General features: G+C 50.5%; 20 protein-coding genes and 1 tRNA gene. 7 read left to right on the top strand and 14 right to left on the bottom strand.

The genetic code is table 11. The annotated features are described in order from the left end of the window. Position 1: 1 nt before the first annotated feature. From GWC94_RS07125 to GWC94_RS07100, 6 genes are read left to right on the top strand one after another with little or no spacing between them, the layout of a single operon-like run. Positions 2 to 589, top strand: coding sequence for a thiamine phosphate synthase (locus GWC94_RS07125; RefSeq protein ID WP_161834336.1), 588 nt, complete (start codon positions 2 to 4; stop codon positions 587 to 589). Positions 590 to 603: 14 nt separating this feature from the next. Beyond that, the gene (locus GWC94_RS07120; RefSeq protein ID WP_161834335.1) at positions 604 to 1332 is read left to right on the top strand and encodes a hydroxymethylpyrimidine/phosphomethylpyrimidine kinase; all 729 of its coding nucleotides are present in this window, start codon (positions 604 to 606) and stop codon (positions 1330 to 1332) included. Then, a complete protein-coding gene (locus tag GWC94_RS07115; RefSeq protein WP_161834334.1) occupies positions 1325 to 1966 on the top strand; it encodes a thiamine phosphate synthase in 642 nt (213 codons plus the stop codon). Before GWC94_RS07120 ends, GWC94_RS07115 begins: the two co-directional genes overlap by 8 nt. Then, a complete protein-coding gene (locus GWC94_RS07110; protein WP_161834333.1) occupies positions 1944 to 2720 on the top strand; it encodes a thiazole synthase in 777 nt (258 codons plus the stop codon). The genes GWC94_RS07115 and GWC94_RS07110 overlap by 23 nt, the downstream gene beginning before the upstream one ends. Beyond that, a complete protein-coding gene (gene thiH / locus GWC94_RS07105; RefSeq protein WP_161834332.1) occupies positions 2707 to 3816 on the top strand; it encodes a 2-iminoacetate synthase ThiH in 1110 nt (369 codons plus the stop codon). Before GWC94_RS07110 ends, thiH begins: the two co-directional genes overlap by 14 nt. Positions 3817 to 3822: 6 nt before the next feature. Continuing rightward, complete coding sequence (locus GWC94_RS07100) at positions 3823 to 4566, top strand: HesA/MoeB/ThiF family protein (RefSeq protein WP_161834331.1); 744 nt, start codon at positions 3823 to 3825, stop codon at positions 4564 to 4566. Positions 4567 to 4713: 147 nt separating this feature from the next. Here the strand turns inward: GWC94_RS07100 and GWC94_RS07095 are convergent. From GWC94_RS07095 to GWC94_RS07065, 7 genes are all read right to left on the bottom strand, one after another. Beyond that, positions 4714 to 4787: transfer RNA gene (locus GWC94_RS07095), tRNA-Arg, on the bottom strand. A gap of 60 nt (positions 4788 to 4847) precedes the next feature. Beyond that, positions 4848 to 5630, bottom strand: a complete 783-nt coding sequence (locus GWC94_RS07090; protein ID WP_161834330.1) for an SDR family NAD(P)-dependent oxidoreductase — start codon at positions 5628 to 5630, stop codon at positions 4848 to 4850. A 198-nt stretch (positions 5631 to 5828) separates the two neighbouring features. Then, positions 5829 to 7280 carry a TolC family protein gene (locus GWC94_RS07085; protein ID WP_161834329.1) on the bottom strand — a complete coding sequence of 484 codons (1452 nt, stop codon included), beginning with the start codon at positions 7278 to 7280 and terminating at the stop codon, positions 5829 to 5831. A gap of 12 nt (positions 7281 to 7292) precedes the next feature. Further along, the gene (locus GWC94_RS07080; protein WP_161834328.1) at positions 7293 to 10460 is read right to left on the bottom strand and encodes an efflux RND transporter permease subunit; all 3168 of its coding nucleotides are present in this window, start codon (positions 10458 to 10460) and stop codon (positions 7293 to 7295) included. A gap of 23 nt (positions 10461 to 10483) precedes the next feature. Next, the gene (locus GWC94_RS07075; RefSeq protein WP_202628653.1) at positions 10484 to 11581 is read right to left on the bottom strand and encodes an efflux RND transporter periplasmic adaptor subunit; all 1098 of its coding nucleotides are present in this window, start codon (positions 11579 to 11581) and stop codon (positions 10484 to 10486) included. Positions 11582 to 11711: 130 nt separating this feature from the next. Further along, positions 11712 to 12059, bottom strand: a complete 348-nt coding sequence (locus GWC94_RS07070; RefSeq protein WP_161834326.1) for a hypothetical protein — start codon at positions 12057 to 12059, stop codon at positions 11712 to 11714. A 182-nt stretch (positions 12060 to 12241) separates the two neighbouring features. Next, the gene (locus GWC94_RS07065) at positions 12242 to 13054 is read right to left on the bottom strand and encodes a phytanoyl-CoA dioxygenase family protein (protein WP_161834325.1); all 813 of its coding nucleotides are present in this window, start codon (positions 13052 to 13054) and stop codon (positions 12242 to 12244) included. A 141-nt stretch (positions 13055 to 13195) separates the two neighbouring features. Between GWC94_RS07065 and GWC94_RS07060 the strand changes: the two genes are divergently transcribed. Beyond that, complete coding sequence (locus tag GWC94_RS07060) at positions 13196 to 14299, top strand: BamA/TamA family outer membrane protein (protein ID WP_202628652.1); 1104 nt, start codon at positions 13196 to 13198, stop codon at positions 14297 to 14299. A 60-nt stretch (positions 14300 to 14359) separates the two neighbouring features. Here the strand turns inward: GWC94_RS07060 and GWC94_RS07055 are convergent, their stop codons facing one another. From GWC94_RS07055 to GWC94_RS07025, 7 genes are all read right to left on the bottom strand, one after another. Next, positions 14360 to 14971: a phosphatase PAP2-related protein gene (locus tag GWC94_RS07055; RefSeq protein WP_161834324.1), complete on the bottom strand. Its 612-nt coding sequence runs from the start codon at positions 14969 to 14971 to the stop codon at positions 14360 to 14362. Between the two features lie 121 nt (positions 14972 to 15092). Further along, positions 15093 to 16991 (bottom strand): glucosamine-6-phosphate deaminase, encoded by a 1899-nt coding sequence (gene nagB, locus GWC94_RS07050; protein WP_161834323.1) that lies wholly within the window; start codon positions 16989 to 16991, stop codon positions 15093 to 15095. A 98-nt stretch (positions 16992 to 17089) separates the two neighbouring features. Continuing rightward, the gene (gene pyk / locus GWC94_RS07045; RefSeq protein ID WP_161834322.1) at positions 17090 to 18580 is read right to left on the bottom strand and encodes a pyruvate kinase; all 1491 of its coding nucleotides are present in this window, start codon (positions 18578 to 18580) and stop codon (positions 17090 to 17092) included. A 44-nt stretch (positions 18581 to 18624) separates the two neighbouring features. Then, on the bottom strand, positions 18625 to 19611 hold the full coding sequence (gene pfkA / locus GWC94_RS07040) for a 6-phosphofructokinase (protein ID WP_161834321.1): 987 nt from the start codon (positions 19609 to 19611) through the stop codon (positions 18625 to 18627). 211 nt (positions 19612 to 19822) lie between these two features. Next, positions 19823 to 20746, bottom strand: coding sequence for a citrulline utilization hydrolase CtlX (ctlX, locus tag GWC94_RS07035; RefSeq protein WP_235918475.1), 924 nt, complete (start codon positions 20744 to 20746; stop codon positions 19823 to 19825). A gap of 8 nt (positions 20747 to 20754) precedes the next feature. Next, positions 20755 to 22191, bottom strand: a complete 1437-nt coding sequence (locus tag GWC94_RS07030) for an arginine deiminase family protein (protein ID WP_161834320.1) — start codon at positions 22189 to 22191, stop codon at positions 20755 to 20757. 250 nt (positions 22192 to 22441) lie between these two features. Further along, entirely contained in the window at positions 22442 to 23137 is a 696-nt protein-coding gene (locus GWC94_RS07025) for a DUF3291 domain-containing protein (protein WP_161834319.1), read from the bottom strand. Positions 23138 to 23202 lie beyond the last annotated feature (65 nt).

Here is a 23202-nt window from a genome sequence, read left to right as displayed (position 1 = left end):
GATGCTCATTGTAGTTTCAGATACCGGGTTTTACAAAGGGGAAGCCGCCTGTGTCAATGCGATGTTCGAAGAAGGACTGGAGATTTTTCATCTGCGTAAGCCTGCAACAGGTATGGAAGAGTTACAGTCGTTTCTCGAAGCGATCCACCCACGGCATCTGTCAAAAATTGCCTTGCATTCGCATCACAGGCTGGTTGGATTATTCGGGTTGCGAAGGTTACATTATACCGAAGCGAAGCAAATGAACACAGCTCCGGATTTATGGCCGGTGCTGCAGGAACTGGGGTACCGTTTATCCACTTCCATTCATAAGATAGAAGAAGCAAAAAAAATAGATCCTTGTTTTGAATACTGCTTCCTGGGCCCTGTCTTTAACAGTATTTCCAAGCCGGGATACATTTCTGTAATGCCTGGAGATTCCGTATTGCCCGGGGGAAGGACAAAATTAATTGCCATTGGCGGGATCAATGCTGCTAACGCAAAAGCTGCACTGGATATGGGTTTCGACGGGGTAGCGACACTGGGATTTATCTGGCAAAACGGGATGCCGATTAAAAATTTCCAACAAATCAGAGAGGCATGCAGTTAAGTCGCCCCATCGTAATGAGCATTGGCGGAATAGACCCCTGCGGCGGCGCCGGCCTGTTTGCAGACATCAAGACCTTTGAGCAGCATAAGGTATATGGATTAGCTGTTCCTACAGCCATTACCCTGCAAACAGAAGAAAGTTTTCATGTCATTCGCTGGGAGAACCAGGAAGCCATACTGCAGGCAATCGAAGTGATGTGTACCCATTACCGGGTGGAAGCGGTAAAAATTGGCATTGTTGAAAACCTGAAAAGCCTATTTCAGATTGTGACCACTATTCGCAGGTTTCACACGGGCGCCAAAATTATTGTGGATCCCGTTATCCGTTCTTCTACGGGTTTTCCTTTCTGGGAGAAAGAGGCCGGGCAGGAACTCCTATGCGAAATATTTAAAAAAATTGATTTACTCACACCCAATTGCCAGGAACTGGTTCAATTGGAGAATGAACCTGATACACGGAAAGCAGCAAAAAAAATCGCTGATTACTGCAATGTCCTGTTAAAAGGAGGGCATAATCCGGACGAGCCCGGGGTGGATTATCTGTTTACCCGTAACAGTGTCTCCAGGCTCTTGCCCATAAGTGGGTTGGTATTTCCCAAACACGGATCAGGTTGTGTACTTGCTTCTTCTATTACAGCTAACCTCGCTATTGGCTATGAACTGACCAATGCCGTCAGGAATGCAAAAAAATATACAGAGTCCTTTTTAGTAACCAATCCATCTTTATTAGGCTATCATGCATAACAGACTTCAATACATTTCCCAGGGCAGAGATCTGATTGAACACCTGGAAAATATCAGGGAAGCACTTGACGGGGGCTGCCAATGGATACAATTGCGTCTTAAAAAGGCAAATGAAAAAGAAATTCTTGCCACTGCTGAAAAAGCCAGGAGGCTGTGTCTTACGTATGGTGCCACTTTTATTATTAACGATCATGTTGCTATCGCCAAAGCGATCGATGCAGATGGCGTTCATCTGGGGCTGGAGGATATGCCTGTAAGTAAGGCAAGAATTATTTTGGGAGATGCAAAGATCATTGGCGGAACAGCCAACACTTTTGAACAGGTCAGGCAGCGCTGTGAAGAAGGTTGCCGGTATATCGGTGTTGGCCCTTTCCGTTTTACTGCCACAAAGGATAAGTTAAGTCCCATTCTGGGTACCGGAGGCTATGAAAGGATTCTTTCCCGGATGAAACAAGAGCAATTGACTGTGCCTGTTTTTGCAATTGGCGGCATTCTTCCTGCAGACATACCAGCCATTCTGCAAACAGGCGTTTACGGTATTGCAGTATCGGGAGTGATCTCCCGGCATTTCCGGAAAAATCAGATTATCACACAATTAAACCATTTGTTGTATGGAGCCACTGATCATCGCTGATAAAAGTTTTCAGTCGAGGTTGTTTATGGGTACGGGAAAATTCGGGTCGCCTGCACAAATGCGCGACGCAGTGCTGGCGTCGGGTACTGAACTGGTAACGGTGGCTTTAAAGCGCGTGGACCGGGAAACGGATACGGATGCTTTATTATCCCATCTCTGCCATCCCCATATTCATTTACTGCCTAATACCTCGGGTGCACGCACTGCCAAAGAAGCAGTATTTGCAGCCCAACTGGCAAGAGAAGCTTTAGAGACGCATTGGATCAAACTGGAAATTCACCCAGACCCCAGGTACCTTTTACCGGATCCCGTCGAAACGCTCAAAGCCACTGAAGAACTGGTCCGCCTGGGCTTTGTTGTACTGCCTTATATACATGCGGATCCCGTTTTGTGCAAACGGCTGGAAGATGCAGGTACCGCGGCGGTGATGCCGCTGGGTGCACCCATCGGCAGTAATAAAGGGTTAAGAACTTTTGACTTTTTGGAAATCATACTGGCGCAAAGTAAAGTGCCTGTCATTATTGATGCGGGTATCGGCGCGCCTTCTGATGCAGCAAAGGCCATGGAGATGGGAGCGGATGCTGTGCTGGTGAATACAGCCATTGCTGCGGCGGGTGATCCGGTCCGAATGGCAACCGCCTGCAGGCTGGCCACGGAAGCGGGGCGAATGGCCTATGAAGCAAAACTCGCGAAACAAAATAACCGGGCCAATGCCTCCAGCCCGCTAACTGCATTTTTACATGAACAATTTTAAAGAAGTATTTAACCGGTATGCCTGGGCCGAGGTACAGGCATCTATCAGTACCAAGACGACAGCGGATGTGGAAACGGCTTTGCACGCCGATCATCGTTCCCTGGAAGATTTTAAGGCATTGCTTTCCCCTGCAGCCATACCTTACCTGGAAGAAATGGCACATATAAGCCAGCAGCTTACCCAAAAAAGATTTGGCCATACGATCCAGCTGTTTGCGCCGATGTATTTGAGTAATGAGTGCAATAATATCTGTACCTATTGTGGTTTTAGCTTTGATCATAAGATCAAACGGAAGACATTATCGGCTGCGGAAATACTGCAGGAAACCAATGAAATCAAAAGGCATGGCTTTGAACATATACTGCTGGTAACAGGCGAAGCCAATGCCACGGTACATGTGGACTATCTTTTACAGGCTTTGCAAATTCTCAGGCCTCAGTTTTCAAATATCTCGATCGAAGTACAGCCACTTGAAGAAGAGGAATACAAGACCCTGCATGCCGCAGGCGTCCATTCGGTGTTGGTTTACCAGGAAACTTACCATCCGGAGGTGTACAAAGAATACCATACAAAGGGAAAAAAAACCAATTTCCATTACCGCTTACATACACCGGATCGTATCGGGGCGGCTGGTATTCACAAAATCGGTTTAGGTGTATTACTGGGGCTGGTGGACTGGCGTACGGATAGTTTTTTCTGTGCGCTTCATTTGGATTATCTCCAGAAGCATTACTGGCAGACCAAATATTCGGTTTCCTTTCCACGGATCCGTCCGGCAGAAGGAGCAGACCAGGCCAGGCATCCTGTAAGTGATGCTGAACTGGTGCAACTGATCTGTGCCTACCGTTTATGGAACCAGGAGCTGGAAATTTCCATCTCTACCCGGGAAACGGAAAAATTCCGTGATCAAATACTTTCTCTGGGGGCAACCACATTGAGTGCCGGTTCAAAAACCAACCCCGGGGGGTATAGCGTTGACCCTGAAACGCTGGAACAGTTTGAGATCAGTGATGAACGTTCACCGGCGCAGGTGGCAGCGGCCATCGGTGCAAAAGGTTACGAAGCCGTGTGGAAGGATTGGGATAGATTTTATTAAATGCTTATGCTGACAATCGAAGAAATAAACCGGTATAGCCGCCAGTTGTTCCAGTCGGATATTGGTCCCGAAGGGCAGTTAAAAATAAAAACTGCCAAAGTATTGGTGATTGGCGCCGGGGGGCTTGGATGCCCCGTATTGCAATACCTGGCAGGCGCGGGTGTAGGCTCCATTGGTATCCTGGATTTTGACCAGGTGGAGATACATAACCTGCACCGGCAGGTGTTATACACTACGAATGATATAGGGAAAAAAAAAGCTGTTGTGGCAGCAGAAAGGCTTCGGGCGCAAAACCCTCATTGCGAGCTGCTTGTTTTTGACAAATTATTGTGTGAAGAAAATGCGCGGGCCATCATCAGCCAATTTGATATTGTGGTGGATGGAACGGATAACTTTCGGACAAGGTATATTGTGAACGATGCCTGTGTGCTACTGGGTAAGCCATTGGTATACGGTAGTGTTTTAAATTTCGAAGCCCAGGTTGCAGTTTTTAATTACCAGGGCGGTAAGAACCTGCGAGATCTTTATCCAGAGCCACCCAAGCCGGAGGATGTACCCAGCTGCAGTGACAATGGCGTACTTGGAATTGTACCCGGAATGGCCGGAACCCTGATGTGCAGTCTTGTCCTGAAAATCATTTTGGCACATGAGATACTTAACAATGCATTACTGCTGATCGATTTTCATAGGTTCAAATTCCAGGTGTTACGGTTTTTTAAAGACAGTCAGCAAGCTGCGATTGATAAGTAAAAAGGCTGCAAAGGCCCGGCAGTCCGTTTTTTTTGCGGCTTTTGGTGGGTATCTATCCAAAAGCCAGCCCAAAGGGATCTTACTAATGGCTTTTGATGGATTAAAAGAAAAAGCTGTCACAAGGTTGTAACAGCTTTATTTTCAAAGTGACCGCGTCAGGATTCAAACCTGAAACCTTCTGATCCGTAGTCAGATGCTCTATTCAGTTGAGCTACGCAGCCATTCCCGTTTGGGGGTGCAAATATAAGCTATCCCTTTTTACCACCCAAACGAAAACTGAATTAATCCAGTCCGTATAGCCCGGCGGCCGTTTTTTCGCTGACGGATTTGGGAAGCAGCCATACAAAAAAAGCAGCCAGTTTATTTACAAAACCGGTGATCACCTCGGCTTTCCGCGCATACATGGCGTCTACGGAGAGCCTGGCCACTTTGCGGGGTGTCATATTGAATCTTTCCGCCGCCTTCACCGCTTTTTCATTCACGATCTGCGCCCTGTTGGCAAAACCCGTATCAGTTGCGCCCGGACTCACCGCCGTCACCGAAATATTCGTATTCCTTAACTCGAACCGTAACCCCCGGGTAAAATTCAGCATAAAAGCCTTGCTGGCCGAATAGGCAGCCAGTCCGGGCACCGCCTGGTAAGCCGCAGAACTGACGATATTAAGCAGGTAGGCCTGCGGCTGCTGTTTGAGCAGCGGCAGCAGCAGGGCGGTCAGTTCCATCGGCGCCTGCACGTTCACACGCAGCATATCGGCATAGTCTTTTGCCGTGTATTTGTCAAATGGCCCGCTGAGTCCGTAACCCGCATTGTTCACCAGGATATGTACCGGGTAATTTTCCCGGCTGATCCATGCGCCGATCTTTTCGGGCGCATCGGCCGATGACAGGTCTGCGGCCAGCCAGGCCGTCTTTACCGAATAGCGGATTCCCAGTTCCTGTGCCAGCTGCTGCAGTGCGTCTGAACTCCTGGCCACCAGCAGCAGGTCCACTTTTCTTGCGGCCAGTTCTTCGGCGATCGCCCTGCCGATCCCTTTACTGGCGCCCGTCACCAATGCATACGACATACTATTCTGTTTGAATTGACTGCGAAGATACGTTGTGGTCTAAAATCAAAGCTGTCTCTTTTGGCAGGGGATTAAAAGGAATAATTGGCTGCATGGTTAAATGGTTTTACTGTTTTATTGCCCATCATGCGCTGCAACGATCAAACCATTCAACAATACAGCCATATAACAATACAACCATATAACTGAGGTTTCCACTCACCATCCCCCGCCAACGGCACGGTACAGCCCGATCAATGAGCCGTACATGCGTTTTTGGGTTTCGATAAGATTGAGCTCCGCCTCCAGCGCCGTCTTCTGCGCAGTGATCACTTCCAGGTACGAGGCATAGCCGGCTTTGTACAGTTCGTTCGAAATATTGATCGCGCCCGATAATACCGTTGTTTCCTGTTTGTTCAGTGCATACATTTTCTCCAGCTGTTCGATGGTTTGCAATGAGGTCTGTATCTCACCAAATGCAAGCAGAACGGTTTTGCGGTACTGCTGCAGCGCCTGCTGTTTCTCCGCCTCGGTACGGGTTATCTGTCCTTTGATGGCCCGCTTGTTCAGCAGGGGAGCCGTCAGCCCGCCCGCCAGTCCGTATGCAACCGAACCCGTCTGAAAAAGCAATGCGCCGCTGAAAGCATTGAAACCAAGAAAGGCGCCCAGGTTCAGCGAAGGCAGCATCTCGGCCCTTGCGGCAACCAGGTCCGCACCTTTTGCCTGTAACAGCAATTCCGCTTCCGCCACATCCGGCCGCAGGTCGATCAGGTCCTGCGGTGCGCCCGAAAGCCTGGTCACCATCCGCATTTCGGGAGCCACCGGCTGCGGTTGTATCTTTTGCGGGTAACCGCCCATCAGGTAGGCGAGCTCGTTTTCTATACGGATACGTTCGGCTGCTATTTCGGCCGTCATGCTCCTGGTACGCAGTGCCTGGGCCTTAAACTGCTGCACGCCCAGCTCCGTTGTTCTGCCGGCTTCTTTCTGCACCTGCGATATACTCACCACACTGTCCTGCAGGGCAATATTGGATTGTATGATCGCCAGTTTTGCATCCAGCGCTTGCAGCGCATAATACCTGCCGGCGATCTCGGACACAAGCGAGGTGATCACGAATTTCTTTCCCTGTTCCGAGGCAAGCAGCTGCAGGTAAGCCGATCGTTTCTGTTGTTTCAGTTTACCCCAGAGATCGATTTCCCAGCTGCTTCTCAGTCCTGTGAAATAATTCGGCGTAACAGGCACCGGCGCTTTCTGGCTGGCTTTGATATTGCCCGAAAGATTGGTGTCAAAATTTCCCACGCCTTCCATCGTATAATCGCCATACCGTTGCGCGGAAGCGCTGATGTCTGCCCCAACAACAGGCGCCATGGCCCCTTTGCGCGCAGCCAGTTGCCCCCGCATGGCTTCGATCCTTTGCATCGCGATCAGTATGTCGGGGTTCTGGGCAATGGCGGTATTGATCAGTGCAACAAGCAGGGTATCGGTAAACACCAGCTGTTTGGTGATGCGCTCACCGCTGTGAACCGGCCCGGATGTCTGAAAACTATCGGGAACGGCCAGTGCGGGTTTTGTATAGGCTGCCGGCTGTATGGCCTTGCAGCCGAATAAGACCGCAGCGGCGATCGCGGCCACGATGATACGGTTACGGTTGATAAGAATATATTTATTCATGAACAGAAATCATTAAGATGGATACGAATCGTTGTTAACAGGTAAATGCTGCGCGGTGTGTTTGGGTTTCCGCATTTTTTGCGCGATGCCGGCAAACAATACATACAACCCCGGAACGATGATGATGCCGAACAGTGTGCCTGTCAGCATACCGCCCGCCGCCGCAGTGCCGATGGAGCGGTTGCCCATGGCGCCCGCGCCGCTGGCGATGCACAGGGGTATCAGTCCGGCGATAAAGGCAAACGAAGTCATCAGTATCGGCCGCAGTCTCGACGCAGCACCGGCCACCGCCGATTGCAGTATGCTAAGCCCTTCCTTGTTTCTTTGTATCGCAAATTCCACAATCAGTATCGCGTTCTTGCCAAGCAAACCGATCAGCATCACAAGGGCCACCTGCGCATAGATATTGTTTTCCAGCCTGGCCAGTTTCAGGAACAGGAACGAACCAAAGATCCCGGTTGGCAGGGAAAAGATCACCGACAGAGGCAGCAGCATGCTTTCATACTGCGCGGCCAGCAGCAGGTATACAAACACAAGACAGACCAGGAAGATGTACAGCGCCTGGTTGCCGGACAGGATCTGTTCGCGTGTCATACCCGACCATTCGATGCCATACCCTTTTGGCAGCGTTTCCTTCGCTGTTTTCTCCACGGCTTCGATGGCGTCGCCGCTGCTGTAACCTTCGGCTGCCTCGCCGTTGATCATTGCGGAAGTGTACATGTTGTAACGCATCAGCTGTTCGGGGCCATACACCCTTTCGAGCCTGATGAACGTAGAGAACGGCACCATCTCGCCCTCCCTGTTTTTAACGTAGAGCGTGAGCACGTCTTCCGGTTTGGCCCGGTACTGCGGGGCAGCCTGCAGCATCACCTTGTACATCTGGCCGAAGCGGATAAAATTGGTGGTATAATAACTGCCCAGCAGGGTCTGCAGCGTACTCAGTGCATTATCGATGGTAACGCCTTTTTTTGCCGCCATTTCCTGGTCAACATGGATCAGGTACTGCGGGAAATTGGGATCAAACCCGGTGAATACATTGGCCACACCGGGCGTTTTGCCCAGCGCGCTCACGAATTTGGCGGTTACCTCCGCTGTTTTCTGCAGATCGTCGGTGCCGCTCTTATCGAGCAGCCTTACTTCAAAGCCGCTGGCGTTGCCAAATCCGGGCACCGTGGGCGGCGGAAAGAACTGTATGCTTGCATCGGATATCTGCCGCGAGGCTTTGTCGAGTTCTTTGATAACATCCGCTATCGATTCCTTTCGTTTGTCCCAGCTTTTCAGGTTGATCATACCCATGCCGTAGGAGGCGCCGGCCATATCGCTCATCAGGCTGAAACCCGCCAGTGTGGACACCGATTCCACCGGTCCCATTTTTGATGCGGCTTTCTCCACTTCGTTCAGCACTTCCTCCGTTCTCTCGAGCGTGGCTCCGGGCGGCGTTGTTACGTTCACGTAGATCATACCCTGGTCTTCTGTGGGAATAAATCCGCTGGGCAGTATGGCATTGAATCCCCAGGTGGCAAAAAAGAACAGACCCAGCATGGCGAAGGTGATCGTTTTTCTCCCGGCAATACGGGAGATAAGACCGGCATAGCGGCCGGCCAGCCGGTTGTATAGTCTGTTGAACCCGTCAAAGAATCTCTGCAGTATCGAGCGTTTCTTTTTGTTCTTGTCGGTATGCCGGAGAAGGATGGCGCATAATGCCGGTGTAAGCGTAAGCGCGTTGATACCCGAAATCACGATGGCGATCGCCAGGGTAAGCGAGAACTGGCGGTAGAACACACCCACCGGCCCCGACATAAACGCAACGGGCACAAATACCGCAGACATAACCAGTGTAATGGCGATGATGGCGCTGCCGATATCCTTCATGGCGAAAATTGTCGCATCCATAGGCGACAGGTGTTTTTCCTCCATATTGGCATGCACCGCTTCCACCACCACGATGGCATTGTCTACCACGATGCCGATGGCCAGCACCAGCGCAAAGAGTGTTAGCAGGTTGATCGAAAACCCGAGCACCTGCATAAAGAACAAAGTGCCTATCAGTGCAACGGGAACAGCCAGTGCGGGTATGAGCGTAGACCGGAAATCCTGCAGAAAGATAAACACCACCACGAATACCAGCAGGAAGGCCTCCACCAGCGTCCGCAATACTTCCTCTATGGAGGCATCGAGAAACCGGGATACATCGTAGCTGATATTGAAAGTCATACCTGGCGGGAACGAGGATTCTTTCAGTTCCGCCATACGTGTTTTGATGTTGTCGATAACCGCTTTGGCATTTGATCCCGGTCGCTGTTTCAGCATGATTGATGCAGAAGGACGTCCGTTCGTCATCGATGTCATATCATAATCCAGCGATCCGAATTCGATATCGGCAATGTCTTTCAGACGCAGCACAGACCCGTCTTTTTCGGCGCGCAATACCAGGTTGCCGTATTCTTCCGGTTTTGTGTATTTGCCTTTGTAACGCAGCACATATTGCAGCGGCTGCACCTGTTTACCCGAGCTTTCCCCTGTTTTGCCGGGCGCGGCTTCCACATTCTGCGCACGTACGGCGGCGATGGCCTCGTCGGCCGATACCTGGTAGGCATGCATCCTGTCGGGCTTCAGCCATACACGCATCGCGTAGTCCCTTGCGCCCATGATCTCGGCAAAACCTACGCCTTCTATGCGTTTCAGTTCCTTGAGTACATTGATATCGGCGAAATTGTAAATGAATTTTTCATCCAGTGCGGTATCCGAACTGATGATGTTCAGGTACATCAGCATGCTGTTTACTTCCTTCTCCGTGGTAACGCCCGCCTTGATCACTTCTTCGGGCAGTTCATCGAGTACGGTGGTTACCCTGTTCTGCACATTCACCGCAGCGATATCGGGATCGGTACCCACTTTAAAATAAATCTGGATGATGGTAAGACCGTTGTTGCTGGTAACGGTGGACATATACGTCATACCCGGAACGCCGTTGATGGCGCGTTCCAGCGGTGTTGCCACCGCTTTGGTACACACTTCGGCGTTGGCGCCCGTATAATTGGCGGTAACGATAACCGAAGGCGGTACAATATCAGGGAACTGCGTTACGGGCAGCGAGAACAGCGAAAGCACACCCAGCAGCACGATCAGTAATGAGATCACAAGCGACAATACCGGTCGCTTAATAAATTTATCGAACATAGTTATGTTGGGGATTTACAGCCTTAGAAAATGTTTTTTGTAAGCAGGCTGTCGATCGCAACAACCGCAGGGCGTACCTGCATGCCTTCCTTGATATTCTGGATTCCTTCGTACACCACTTTTTCTCCCTTGCTTAGTCCCGATGATACCACGTAGAATTTTTCGAACCTTGCGCGCGGTACAAAGCTTTTCATGCGAACGGTATTACCGGCGTCAACCACGTATACATAGTTTCTGTCCTGTATCTCGAACACTGATTTCTGCGGCAGCATCAGCGCTTTTTCCACGTTGCGCGACAGGCATACCTTGCCGGTGGCTTTGTGTTTCAGCAAACGATGAGGATTGGGAAACCTTGCCCTGAATGCGATAGACCCGGTGGCCTGTTCAAACTCGCTTACCACCGTTTCGATTTTCCCCGGCAGCGGATATTCCTGCCCGTCTGCCAGCAGCAGCGACACTTCCTTATCCGTGGTGCCTTTCTGCTGTTTTTCGCGCAGGTAGTCCAGGTATTCGTTCTCCGACACATTGAAGTAGGCGTATACGGAACCGATATCGGAAACACTGGTCAGCAGGGTGCCTTCTTCCAGCAGGCTGCCCACTTTCAGCGGTATGCGGTCCAGCACGCCGTCGTAGGGCGCGCGCACACTGGTATACGATAACCGGGTATGCGCGTGGTCAAGTGCGGCCTGCGCTTCTTCGATCTTGGCTTTTGCAAAACGCAGTTTTGCCTGTGCCAGCGCAAGTTCTGTGGAGGATAATATTTTTTTATCCACCAGCAGCCTGATCCGTTCCATTTCCAGCTCTGCTGTTTTGCCGTCGGCGATCACGCTGTTCAGGCTGGCTTTGGCCTGTGCCACCTGGGCCCTGTATTCTTCGTTGCTGATGCTGAAAAGCAGCTGGCCTTTTTGTACGGTCTGTCCTTCATCAACATAAATCCTGTCGAGAAAACCGGGTATCCTGCTTCTCAGTTCCACGTTCTGAACGGCCTGGATATCGGATACATAAATTTTATCGAGGTTCACGTTTTTCTCAACGATGCTGATCACGGGTACGGTGTAATCGGGCGGGTTATTGTCTGAGGCCTTGTTCTGCGAACAGGAATACAGAAAGGTCGTTGCCATAAAAAGGCAAACAGCTATGGGTAGGCGCATGAATTGGTGTTATAGGTGATACAATGATGTGCCGCTGTTTACCGGGTAAACAAACAGGCGGCTGATACGAACAGGTAAAGGGAAGAAAGCAAAGAGGATGTCAGAACAACTGGTAACGGAACAGGAACCGGTAGTAAGCCGGTCTGATCAGCGGGGTGCCATAGCTGGGTTTGTTGTTATCTGACAGAACAGGAGGGAAGGCTGCATATGCTTCGGCAAATACAGGCTGGTTCCTGATAAAGGATTTCAATGTGCCGCGGGTGCGGATAAATACCCGGGAATGGCCTTCCTGATCGGGATCTGTTTTGGTGAGTTCGGGCTGACCGGTATCGCCGGGTCTGTCGATCAAATGAAAACACCCGTCTTGCTGCACGGAATAGCCGGTGTAGCTATGGGTATTGTCGCAACTGGCAAACGACAGCAGGCAAACCCCCAGCGTAATCAGCATAAGGGAAAACAATGCCGGCCTGATAACCGTATATAATTTTTTTACATACATTTTGCGGCCCTAAAATTAGGAAATGGGCGGCTACCGGCAGATTGGAAAATGATTAGAAATGGATGGATGGCATTTGGGAAGCGTGCGGGCATAAAAAAACCGGCTTTGGCCGGCCTTTTTGTATGATTTGATCAATGGTGCACTTTGGAAGTGAACCGGTGATAGAACGGTGTTTTGCTGTTCTCGTCTTTGGGTTTGTATTTGCCCGTGATGAACGGAATGTACATAACCCGGCGGCGGCTGGCCTCGCCGTACAGCGGGGATTGTTTCACCCTGTGCCATAAACGGCCGTCGTGAACGGAAAGATCACCGGCATGCAGGTCGAATCCCACTTCGCGGTCGTCGTCGTTGTTATCGATAAAATATTTTTTGCCAAACAGCAGTTTCAGCACGCTTTGTTTATGCGTACCGGGCAGTACCCGCAGACCGCCGTTCTCGAATTTGCAGTCGTCGAGATGGATACCTACGTTCAGCATGGGCATGATCTTCTGGCCGAGGAACAGGTCGCGCGGCGCATCGGTATGCCAGCCCATCTGGGTAAAAGTGCTGTTGGGGGTATTGATGTAGTTGTTGATGACCAGGCCGTCTTTCTCATTTTCGCCGATTCTGCCTTCGTAGGGATGCAGGAAGGCCATGAGGTTTTTTAACCTGGATTCTTCCAAAAGCTGGTGCAGGGCATCGCTGTATAAGGAAGTAAAACAAAGCCGCTGGATGGTTCTGTTGCCATGTTCGTCTTTGCCGTGTTTGAGCGGAATGCCGTTGACTTTATCCTTGTTTTCGCTCAGCCATTCCGTTTCCAGGCGCTTCAGTTCGCTGAGATAAAGGTCAACCTTTTCCCTATTGATAAAGTTGCGGAATACGATTACACCGTGTTTGTCAAAAAAATCAACCTGCTCCTGTGTTACTGTATCACCAAGCTGAAAGTGGCTCTCCCATTTTTTCATCTTACTCTATACGTTAGAATGTAATGTTAATTAATTATTATGAAATTAGTAAGACAATGTGTCCAAAAAACAGGCAAATCTAAGCAAATTAATCTAAGGATTTTGTGGCAATATGTTATAAGCGGTTAATTTCGAGGCTTTATGAGCCGCAATCAGAGATACGCACTTCGTTTTTTTTACTGTTTTATGGCAGTCTGCGGATGTATTGCTTACGCGATGGCGCAACCGGATTCCGCAAAAAAAACAAAACTGCTGATCCTTCCTGTCATATCCAAATCCGTTGAAACAGGCTGGGCCTTCGGAACGGCAAGCTCCTTTACTTTCCGCATTTTTCCGGATGATACCGGTTCGCGCACCTCCAGCATGCAGGCCCTTGCTTTGTACTCCACCAAGAAGCAACTGGTGATGGCCATTAACGGTGCCCAGTATTTCCGGAAAGAAAAGTATATACTGAACGAGCAGTTTTCGTACAGTTCCTTTCCCGATAAATTCTGGGGGCTCGGTAAACAAACGCCTGTTACTGCAGAAGAGCCGTACCGGTTCCAGCAGTACTATGTATACGCGCACCTGATGCGGAAAGTGGCCAGGCACCTGTTTGCCGGTATCATATTCGAGAACCAGAAAGTATGGAATATCGAGTACCTCAGCGGGGGCGCATTTGACAAACAGGATGTGCAGGGAAGAAAAGGATACAAAATAGCCGGTTTCGGCGGCAGTTTCACTTACGACAGCCGCAACAATGCCTTCTCTCCCGATAAAGGATTTTTTGGACAGCTGTTCATAGATCATTTCGATGCCATTTGGGGATCGGATTATAATTACACCAATATACTCGTTGACCTTCGCAAATACCTGTCGCTCACAAAAAAGCAGGTGCTTGCCTTCCAGCTCTACAGTTTTAATAACACGGGCAGGGAAGTGCCTATCAGGAGCCTGGCAGCGCTTGGCGGCGCCAGCCGGATGCGCGGATTTTACGAGGGCAGGTACCGCGATATAAACCAACTGGTATTGCAGGGAGAATACCGCCTGCATGTAAAAGGACGTTTTGGACTGGCCCTGTTTGCCGGAACAGGCAGTGTGGCCGCCAACTGGCGGGAGTATGCGCTCGATGACCTCAGGCATTCCATGGGCGCGGGTTTGCGGGTGGCACTCGACAAAAAAGAAAAGCTCAACCTCCGTATCGATTACGGCACCGGCGGCGGAAAGAACAATGGGCTTTACCTGCAGATTGGAGAGGCGTTTTGATAAATTTAAAAGTCAAAAGCAGGAGATGCGGAGAGCCGGTACCCGTTCGGCGTTGGGCTGCTAATACCCCGTGATTTTTTTGCTGGCCCTGTGAACGAAAAAACTGAACAGCAGGGCGCCCAGCACATCGATGGTATAATGCACATGCTGCAGCAATACAAACGATGCGATGGCGAGTGAGGAAAAAAAAGCCAGGAATTTATCTGATTTCTTTTTGAAAGTGAAAAACATCAGCAACTGTATGGAAGTGTGGCCCGAGTAAAAAAGGTCTTTCTGGATAAACACGTCCATTCCCCCGTAAAAAATACTGCTTAACGGGTCTTTCAGCGGGATCAGTCCCTGCGGCGGATCAAGCGGCACCAGCATGATGGTGATCATCCGGGTCACCGACAGCAGGATGAAGCTGCAAAGAAAAACAATAAAAACAGATGGATCCTGAACACACCTGATCCAGAGCAATGCCGTCATCGACCAGATGATCACAAAAGTGGGAACGGATACATCGCGCGGCGGCAGCAACAACAGCAGACGGTCGTGCAGCTGCGTACCCGGTCTTGTTTCAATATAGGTAAAGAAAAAAGGAAAACTGGCCAGTATCACAAACAACAGCACACTGCCAATGATGGTGATCAGCCTGAACCGTTTATCGGTCCACGCCTCTTTCCATGCCAAAGCAATTGCAGACTTTTCCCCTTGCATCCGGCAAATGTAAGGGGAAAGTGAAAAGTGCGAGATGAAAAATGGGAAGAAAGGACATGGTATCCTTTCACATTTCACGGCTCATTTTTCGCTCCTAATAATGCCATCTTACAAATGCTTCCATCGCGGCGTATTTGGTCATACCGAGCGAAGCGTATAATTCGGCAGTGTTGGCATTGCGGTCCTCGGCCCTTTGCCAGAATTCGCGGCTGTCGCTTCCCTGAAAAGGCACCATGTCTTTTTGCGACTGGTGTATGAATATGCCGAAACGTTTTTTCATTACCTGGTCGGGACTCATGGGTATGGCCATTTCGATTTCGGAAATATCCCATTCCTGCCATGCGCCTTTGTAGAGCCAAACCCAGCAGTCGTTTATCCAGGGCTCGCCTTCTGCTTTGAGTCTGCGCAGACTTTCAAAAACAATATCCAGGCAAACCTTGTGTGTGCCATGCGGATCGGCGAGGTCGCCCGCACAGTACACCTGGTGGGGCTGGATCCTGCGCAGCAGTTCCATGGTGATCAGCACGTCTTCTTCGCCCATCGGTTTTTTCTCGATGGTGCCCGTTTCGTAGAAGGGCAGGTTCATAAAATGCGCCCGGTCATCTGTAAGCCCCACATACCGGCAGGTGGCTTTTGCCTCGCATCTCCTGATCAGTCCCTTGATGGAACGGATCTCGGCTGTATCCGTCTGGTCTTTCTTTTTGGTGGCGATGTATTTGCGCGCCGCGCTTAATATCTCCTGGCTTTTGTGGTTGTCGATACCGAACATGTCTTCGAAACCAACGGCAAAATCGATGAAACGGGTAACGAATTCGTCGGTAACGGCAATATTGCCGCTGGTCTGGTAGGCAACATGCACTTCATGTCCCTGGTCGTGCAAGCGCATAAAAGTGCCGCCCATGCTGATGATATCATCGTCGGGGTGAGGAGAGAAGATCAGGCAGCGTTTGGGATGCGGCTCGCTGCGTTCCGGATGCGCGGGTATTACGGCGCCGGGTTTACCACCGGGCCAGCCCGTGATGGAATCGCGCAGCATGTAATATACCTGCAGGTTGATCTCGTAGGCATCGCCTTTTTCGATCAGCAGGTCTGATAAGCCCTGCTCAACATAATCGTCTGCGGTAAGACTCAGCACGGGTTTGCCGAGTTTTAATGCCATCTGCACCACCGCACGGCGTATCATCTTTGGCAACCAAACACAGTCGCCGGTAAGCCAGGGCGATTTTACCCTGGTAAGGTCGGAAGACGCCGGCTCGTCGATAATGAATGTGCAGTCGGGATGCTGCTGCAAAAGACTGGCGGGCACCTGTTCTGTTACATGCCCTTCCACCGAGCGTGCAACGATAGTGGCTTTGGAGCCCCAGGCCATCAGCAATATTTTTTTTGCCTGCATGATGGTGCTGATGCCCATCGTGATGGCGAGTCTTGGCACTTTGGAGATATTCTCGAATTCGTAGGTATTGGCAATACGCGTGGTGTTCTCGAGGTTTACCAGCCGCGTTTTCGAATGGATGCTCGAACCCGGTTCGTTGAAACCGATATGCCCGTTCAAACCGATACCCAGTATCTGGAGATCGATGCCGCCTGCCGCTTCAAACTCTTTTTCGTATGCCGCACAGTGCTGTTTGATCTCTTCTTTTGACCAGGTGCCATCGGGTATATGAATATTGCTGCGGTCGATATCGATATGATCAAACAGGTTACGGTGCATAAAAGACCAGTAACTCTGGTAAGCTGTTTTTTCTATCGGGTAGTACTCATCCAGGTTGAATGTAATCACATTGCGGAAACTCAGTCCTTCCTCTTTGTGCATACGCACCAGTTCTTCGTACAGCAGGATGGGCGTACCCCCTGTGGCCATACCGAGCACGCATTTTTCGCCGGCGGCCTGTTTTTCGCGGATCAGTTTTGCTATTTCCTCCGCTACATATTTTGAACCTTCTTTGGCGTTGGGGTAAATGGAAACGGGGATTTTTTCAAATGAATCAACCATGTGGCAGTGCTTTTTTGGCTAAACAGCGAGTGAAAATAAAAAAGATTCCCGGGTTAGCGGGAATCTTTACCTGAATATTTTAAGACAACCGATTGAATTTACTCGATCGTTGTCAGCTTGATGATATTTGTCGGCAGGTGCAGGTGCACAGGGGTGCTTCCGGTATTCACCACCACATCTCCCGCCTTGACAAAGCCCCTTTCTTTGAGGATATTGATCTGATCGTGGATGATGTCGTCCAAACTGTCTTCTTCGTCGTAATAAAACGCACGCACGCCCCAACTTAGGCTCAGCTGGTTTACCAGTGTTTTTTCCTTGGTAAAAATATACAGGGGAGAGAAGGGGCGATAGCTGCTCAGCATAAAAGCAGTGTAGCCGCTCTGCGTCATCCCGATCAGTGCGCTGGCCTCCACATCGGTAGATATCTTGGCTGCATTATAACACACCGCATCGCTGTGAAAAGAGGGAGAATGCGGCTGTGGTTTCAGGTCTTCCGCGCGGTTATACCGGTATTCTCTTTTCTCCACTTCCGCAATGATCTTGCACATGGTTTCCACCACCAGCGCCGGGTGCTGGCCGGTGGCCGTTTCGCCGCTCAGCATAACGGCATCGGCGCCTTCCAGTACGGCATTGGCTACGTCGGTGATCTCGCTGCGGTTTGGTTTTACGCGGTCTATCATGCTCTCCATCATCTGCGTGGCCACGATAACAGGCTTGGCGCGGTGGATACATTTACGGATCAGCTCTTTCTGTATCAGCGGTATTTTTTCCACCGGCAGTTCAACACCAAGGTCGCCACGAGCCACCATGATACCGTCGCTTTCGATGATGATATCGCGGATATTCACCAGGGCCTCCGGTTTTTCTATCTTGGCAATGATCTTGGTCTTGCTCTTTTTCGCATTCAGTTTTTCACGCAGACTGACGATATCGTTTACGCTGCGCACAAAGCTGAGCGCCACCCAGTCGCATTTCTGTTCAATGATGAATTCAAGATCCACCAGGTCTTTGTCCGTCAATGCGGGCAGGGATATTTTTGTATCGGGCAGGTTGATGCCTTTTTTGGAAGACAGTACGCCACCCAGCGTTACCAGCACTTTCACATCGCCATTGGTTTCTATGCTGGCCACTTTCACTTCTATCTTGCCATCGTCGATCATGATCACATTGCCCACCGTTACATCGCCGGCGAGGTTGGGGTATGAGACATAGATCTTTTCTTTTGTGCCGATGCATTTGGTGTTGGTGAAAGTGAGGATATCACCCACTTTTACTTCCAGTGCATTGTTCTCTATCTCGCCAACACGCAGTTTAGGTCCCTGCAGATCGCCAAGGATGGCGATATTATAGGGTTCGCTTTTGTTGATGTTGCGGATATGCTCGATGATATTGAGTTTGTCTTCATGACTTCCGTGCGAAAAATTCAGTCGGAACACGTTAACGCCTGCTTTCACCAGTTCCAGCAGTTTTTCATAGGTATCACAGGCCGGGCCAACGGTTGCAACGATCTTGGTACGATGGTTCATGTGGGCCACACCTGCTTCCTTATCCATATTCCTGTGCAGGTATTTGTCGAGGTTCTTTGACATTTTTTCTTATTGGGGTTCGAAAATGGGGTCTTTTTATTGGATGATCAGCTGGCGAGTATCTTAACGATCTTCAACCAGTCATCAGAGATTTTCTGCTTGGCTTTTACCGCGCTGTTCAGCGGTGTATAATGCAGTTTGTTGTTCAGTATACCCACCATCACATTGTGTTTGCCGTTGAGCAGACACTCCACTGCATGATAACCCATACGGCTGGCGATCAGCCTGTCGAGACAGGTTGGCGAGCCGCCGCGCTGGATATGACCGAGTATGCAAACCCTGGTATCGAGATGCGGCAGTCTTTCTCTTATGATCGATGCGATCTCGTTACCGCCGCCGAACTCATCACCTTCCGCCACCACCACGAGGTTCACCAGTTTTTTCCTTTTCTCTTTTTCGGAAAGGGAACTGACCAGTTCGTCGATATCTGTTTTGGTTTCGGGTATCAGGATGTTTTCCGCACCGGTTGCGATACCGCTGTGCAGGGCGATATATCCCGCATCGCGTCCCATCACTTCCACGATGAACAAACGGTCGTGTGCGTCGGCCGTGTCGCGCACTTTGTCGATGGCTTCCACAGCGGTGTTCACGGCCGTATCGAAGCCGATGGTGAAATCGCTTCCGGCAATATCCTTGTCGATGGTGCCGGGTAACCCGATACAGGGGATATCGAATTCATTACTGAATTTCTGTGCGCCGCGGAAACTGCCGTCGCCGCCGATGATCACCAGCGAGTCGATACCCCTTCTTTTCAGGTTCTCGTAAGCTTTCTTGCGCCCTTCGTATTCGAAGAACTCTTTGCTGCGGGCAGTTTTGAGTATGGTGCCACCGCGCTGAATGATGTTGGCAACAGAACGGGATTCCATCCTGAAAATATCATCATCGATCATACCGCTGTAACCGCGCATAACGCCATACACTTCGAGACCATGATAAATTCCGGTTCTTGCAACGGCCCTGATGGCGGCATTCATGCCCGGCGCATCCCCTCCTGAAGTAAGTACCCCGATCTTAGTAACTTGTTTAGCAGACATTGTAATTCGGCAATTCTTCTTAATGAATTGAGTAATAGAAACTTGGGCAATCGCGAACTGGGTGTGTAACTCCTACACGAGTTTCAAAAGTAAGCATTTGAAAATAAATGGCAATCGATGTGGGTGTAAACGTTTTCTGAACAATGGATTTATCAACAGTTTTCTACCGCAAACGTTTTCTGTGCTAATGACCGTTAGTATGAAAACGGGGTCAGGATTGTTCCGGCAGAAATATTTCGGCGATCATGCAACGTGCGCTTCCGCCGCCATTGGTTTCGATATCCGAGATATCGGAATGGATGACGGCATTGTATTGGGTCAGTGCATGCAGCTGCTCTGCCGAAAGACTCCGGTATGCCTGCGTAGACATTACCAGGAATGGTTCTCCCGATGCATTGCATACCTGCAGCATGTTCCCCGCAAAATGGTTCATCTGGTTCCGGCTGATGGGGATCACCTGTTTGCCCGTACCGATGATCGTATCCAGCACCCATTCTTTTTCGTTCGGATGCTGTATGCTGTCTGCGCAGATCACCACATACCGGTCGGCAACACACATCATCACATTGGTATGGTAGATCGGCTGCCCCTGCTCATCCGTTGCGGTAAAACCGATGGGCCGGTAATTTTCCCTTTCGCAAAAATCCTGCAGCGCTTTTTCATGCGTGCGGGGCGAGAGACAGGCATACGCGATTTTATTTTCCCGGTCCAGCACCATACTGCCGGTGCCTTCCAGGAAAACAGCATCCTGTTCGTAGCCCGACAGATCGATGCGTTCTCTGATGTGGTATTGTCCCTGCACGGCTTCGATCACATGCTGCTTTCTTTCCAGGCGCCTGTTGGCCGCGAACATAGGATAGAGGTAGATGCGCCCGCTGGCATGAAACGATACCCAGTTATTCGGAAAAATGGAATCCGGTGTATACGGATCGGGGGTATCGTTTACCACCGTTACCCGGATACCATGGCTGCGCAGTTGCGCAACCAGGCTGTCGAATTCCGCCGCCGCTTTTTCCTGTACCTGCTGATCGGCAGCGTCCTGCTGGAAGCTGTTGTTAACCGCGGTTTCCGTATTGAAACGGAAATTCACGGGTCTGATCATCAGCAGGTGCGAAGTGTTTTGTGCGTTGGTCATAGGAATGGTCAGGAAAGTTTTTCCCTGCACAGTGGCAGGCTCATACAGTGAAAACCGCCGCGGGCGCGCGACAGTTCGGCGGATGGCATCAGTATCACGGTGTCTGTGATCGTGTCGGCATTCATTTCGCCCGACTCGAGTTTGGGTAACAGTTCTTTCACATGAATAATGGAGAACCCTGCCTCACGGAAGGCCTCTGTGGTTTTATCGTTGCGGTCGTAGGCCAGCACCACGCCTTCCTTCAGCGCCAGCAGGTTGCAGGAATCGGTCCATTGTTCCCTGGCGCTATACGGAAATTCATTGTTACCGGAATAGATAAAACGGATATCCTGGCTGCAGCCCAGATCGGTGCGGCTGATATCGGTCAAAAGGTCTTCCAGTGTTTCAAAACCAACCGGGTGATCGGGGAACTGTTTGTGAAACTGGAGTATTTTTATCTTCTCCTCTTTCTTGATCTCCATGATCTTTTCAATCGGGCTGGCATCTTCAAAACGCACCGCTTTTCTTGAAAAATTACCCAGCATCACCCACACGTCTTTTCTTACCTGGGTAAAGATGGTATCAATATGCATGTAATCGCGTTTCTTGGGTATGCGTATGATCGTCACTTTTTCCATCAGCCCTTTTTCAAATACGATGTTGGTGATCTTCACCGCCGCTTCAGAAGAAGTGCGTTCGCTTACACCGATCAGCATATGCCCATCGCTTACCACCATAATATCCCCGCCCTCGAGGGTGATCTTGCGTTCGTCTTCTTCCTTGGGCAGCAGGAAGCCATGGTGCGAATCGGGGATCTCGATGATGTGCTGCTGGTAATCCCTGAACAGGGGGTGGTGAAAGAAAATATACCGCGCCAGCAGGGTTTCTCTTGCCCTTGCTTTTTTTGCCGGTTTGTTGAGCAGGATATGGTCTTTGATGGTGATGCCGATATCGCGTGTAAAAATAAAATTGGGTATCGGCGGAAACAGCAGTTCCTTGTTATCGGCCGTGCCGGAGATAAATGTTTTGGCCAGTTGCACCGGCGCATATTGCTGCAGGCTGTTTTCCGTTTCCCAGGTACACCGCTCGATCGCGCAAACGGCTGCGATCAGTTTTGAACGCAGTTCCGGCACCTCCAGAATATCTGCCAGCAGCCATTGCAGTTCCACCACCTTGTCGGAGCGGTAAAATGCCGGGCTCTCGGGTTTATAGAAATCGCGTTGATAACCCGGCGCATCCAGTTCGGCGAGCCGGCCCCTGATTTTTCCGGGATCGAGAAAATACAACAGCACTTTGGTATAATAATCGTACTCGTCGCGACGGATCGTATCCAAGTGAACAATGTCTTCAAAAAGCCAGTCCTGCGCCTTGGACGGCACAACTTTACCCAGCCCGCTATCAGGACTGTGCACCAGCAAACGCTTCAGAACGCCGATTTCAGAACCAACAGATAACCTGTTATCCATACAGACAGATTGATTGAGAATATAGTGTGGGGTGCGCTGTGGCGTAGCTATCAGTCTGTTGTCGCTGACCGGCAGGCGGTAACGAATACCTGTTTGCATATCGAAGAAAAAGCGGTGATACCGCCCACTGAGGTAACGATTTTCATCATCCGGTCTTCGGTAGCCTCATTTCTGCAGGATTTCCCTGCATATACCGACCAGCCAATCAACCCAGGACAAATAACCAACACGGCAAACCCGCAGACCAAAATTACGCCATTCCCTCCAAAGGACTTTTTCCCTTCAGTGTTCCTTTTATGTTAACGATGCGGAAGCGGACAAACATTTCCTCGCTGTACCAGTCATTCGACCTGGTCTTTCTGATCACATCGGCGTGTTCTGCGGAGCGGTAGGCGAACTGTTTCATGGCTTCTTTGGTTTGCCAGATGCTGAAAGTGGCCTGTTTGATCCAGGGAACTTCCCCAATGCCCGCCGAAAACAGGAATCCGTCTGCCTGCTGCATCTGCTGCGTCACCCTGCTTACGTTGCCCCAGAACTGCCGGAGGCGATTGATCCTGATGGTTGCCCTTGTCAGCACGGCGATCATTCCATCGTGCCCGGCCTGCCCGCTGTATTCTCCGAAACAGGCCTGTTTGTCCCAGGTACCGTGTCCTTCCAGTGCCTGCATCGTGAAGCTGCACAGCTCGCAGCGAAAAAAGCGCCACCACTGCCGGAGAAACCGGGGAAGGGCGGCATTCGTTGCCGGTTCTTCGTTCCATACCACCAACACCGCCCACTGACGCCAATCGGGCCGGATATCGAATGTGCCGTTCCTGCCGCAGCCCAGCAATTTCCAGAACCGTACCCTGCCCGATAGCGCCAGCGGCCAGCGGAATACGGCCATTGATAAAAACCCGGCCCAGCCCAGCCACCGGGGATAGCGTACAATGACAAGTGCGGTTAACATGGGACGAAAATAGGGGAGTTGGGCTTAGGTTGCGGATTTTAGCAGCCCCGGTTATGCGGGTTGAT

The sequence above is a fragment of the Sediminibacterium soli genome (genome assembly GCF_009939225.1).
GTDB classification, from domain to species: Bacteria; Bacteroidota; Bacteroidia; order Chitinophagales; family Chitinophagaceae; genus Sediminibacterium; species Sediminibacterium soli.
This window is presented reverse-complemented; position numbering and strand designations above follow the sequence as displayed.

Excerpts from the sequence above, each read along its gene's own strand:
- thiH (WP_161834332.1), top strand. The coding sequence starts at position 2,707 with ATGAACAATTTTAAAGAAGTATTTAACCGGTATGCCTGGGCCGAGGTA.
- nagB (WP_161834323.1), bottom strand. The coding sequence starts at position 16,991 with ATGGTTGATTCATTTGAAAAAATCCCCGTTTCCATTTACCCCAACGCC.
- pyk (WP_161834322.1), bottom strand. The coding sequence starts at position 18,580 with ATGTCAAAGAACCTCGACAAATACCTGCACAGGAATATGGATAAGGAA.
- GWC94_RS07060 (WP_202628652.1), top strand. The coding sequence starts at position 13,196 with ATGAGCCGCAATCAGAGATACGCACTTCGTTTTTTTTACTGTTTTATG.
- GWC94_RS07075 (WP_202628653.1), bottom strand. The coding sequence starts at position 11,581 with ATGGCAACGACCTTTCTGTATTCCTGTTCGCAGAACAAGGCCTCAGAC.
- GWC94_RS07025 (WP_161834319.1), bottom strand. The coding sequence starts at position 23,137 with ATGTTAACCGCACTTGTCATTGTACGCTATCCCCGGTGGCTGGGCTGG.
- GWC94_RS07090 (WP_161834330.1), bottom strand. The coding sequence starts at position 5,630 with ATGTCGTATGCATTGGTGACGGGCGCCAGTAAAGGGATCGGCAGGGCG.
- GWC94_RS07125 (WP_161834336.1), top strand. The coding sequence starts at position 2 with ATGCTCATTGTAGTTTCAGATACCGGGTTTTACAAAGGGGAAGCCGCC.
- GWC94_RS07080 (WP_161834328.1), bottom strand. The coding sequence starts at position 10,460 with ATGTTCGATAAATTTATTAAGCGACCGGTATTGTCGCTTGTGATCTCA.
- GWC94_RS07120 (WP_161834335.1), top strand. The coding sequence starts at position 604 with ATGAGCATTGGCGGAATAGACCCCTGCGGCGGCGCCGGCCTGTTTGCA.
- GWC94_RS07115 (WP_161834334.1), top strand. The coding sequence starts at position 1,325 with ATGCATAACAGACTTCAATACATTTCCCAGGGCAGAGATCTGATTGAA.
- GWC94_RS07110 (WP_161834333.1), top strand. The coding sequence starts at position 1,944 with ATGGAGCCACTGATCATCGCTGATAAAAGTTTTCAGTCGAGGTTGTTT.
- pfkA (WP_161834321.1), bottom strand. The coding sequence starts at position 19,611 with ATGTCTGCTAAACAAGTTACTAAGATCGGGGTACTTACTTCAGGAGGG.
- GWC94_RS07070 (WP_161834326.1), bottom strand. The coding sequence starts at position 12,059 with ATGCTGATTACGCTGGGGGTTTGCCTGCTGTCGTTTGCCAGTTGCGAC.
- ctlX (WP_235918475.1), bottom strand. The coding sequence starts at position 20,746 with ATGACCAACGCACAAAACACTTCGCACCTGCTGATGATCAGACCCGTG.
- GWC94_RS07065 (WP_161834325.1), bottom strand. The coding sequence starts at position 13,054 with ATGAAAAAATGGGAGAGCCACTTTCAGCTTGGTGATACAGTAACACAG.
- GWC94_RS07100 (WP_161834331.1), top strand. The coding sequence starts at position 3,823 with ATGCTGACAATCGAAGAAATAAACCGGTATAGCCGCCAGTTGTTCCAG.
- GWC94_RS07030 (WP_161834320.1), bottom strand. The coding sequence starts at position 22,191 with ATGGATAACAGGTTATCTGTTGGTTCTGAAATCGGCGTTCTGAAGCGT.
- GWC94_RS07085 (WP_161834329.1), bottom strand. The coding sequence starts at position 7,280 with ATGAATAAATATATTCTTATCAACCGTAACCGTATCATCGTGGCCGCG.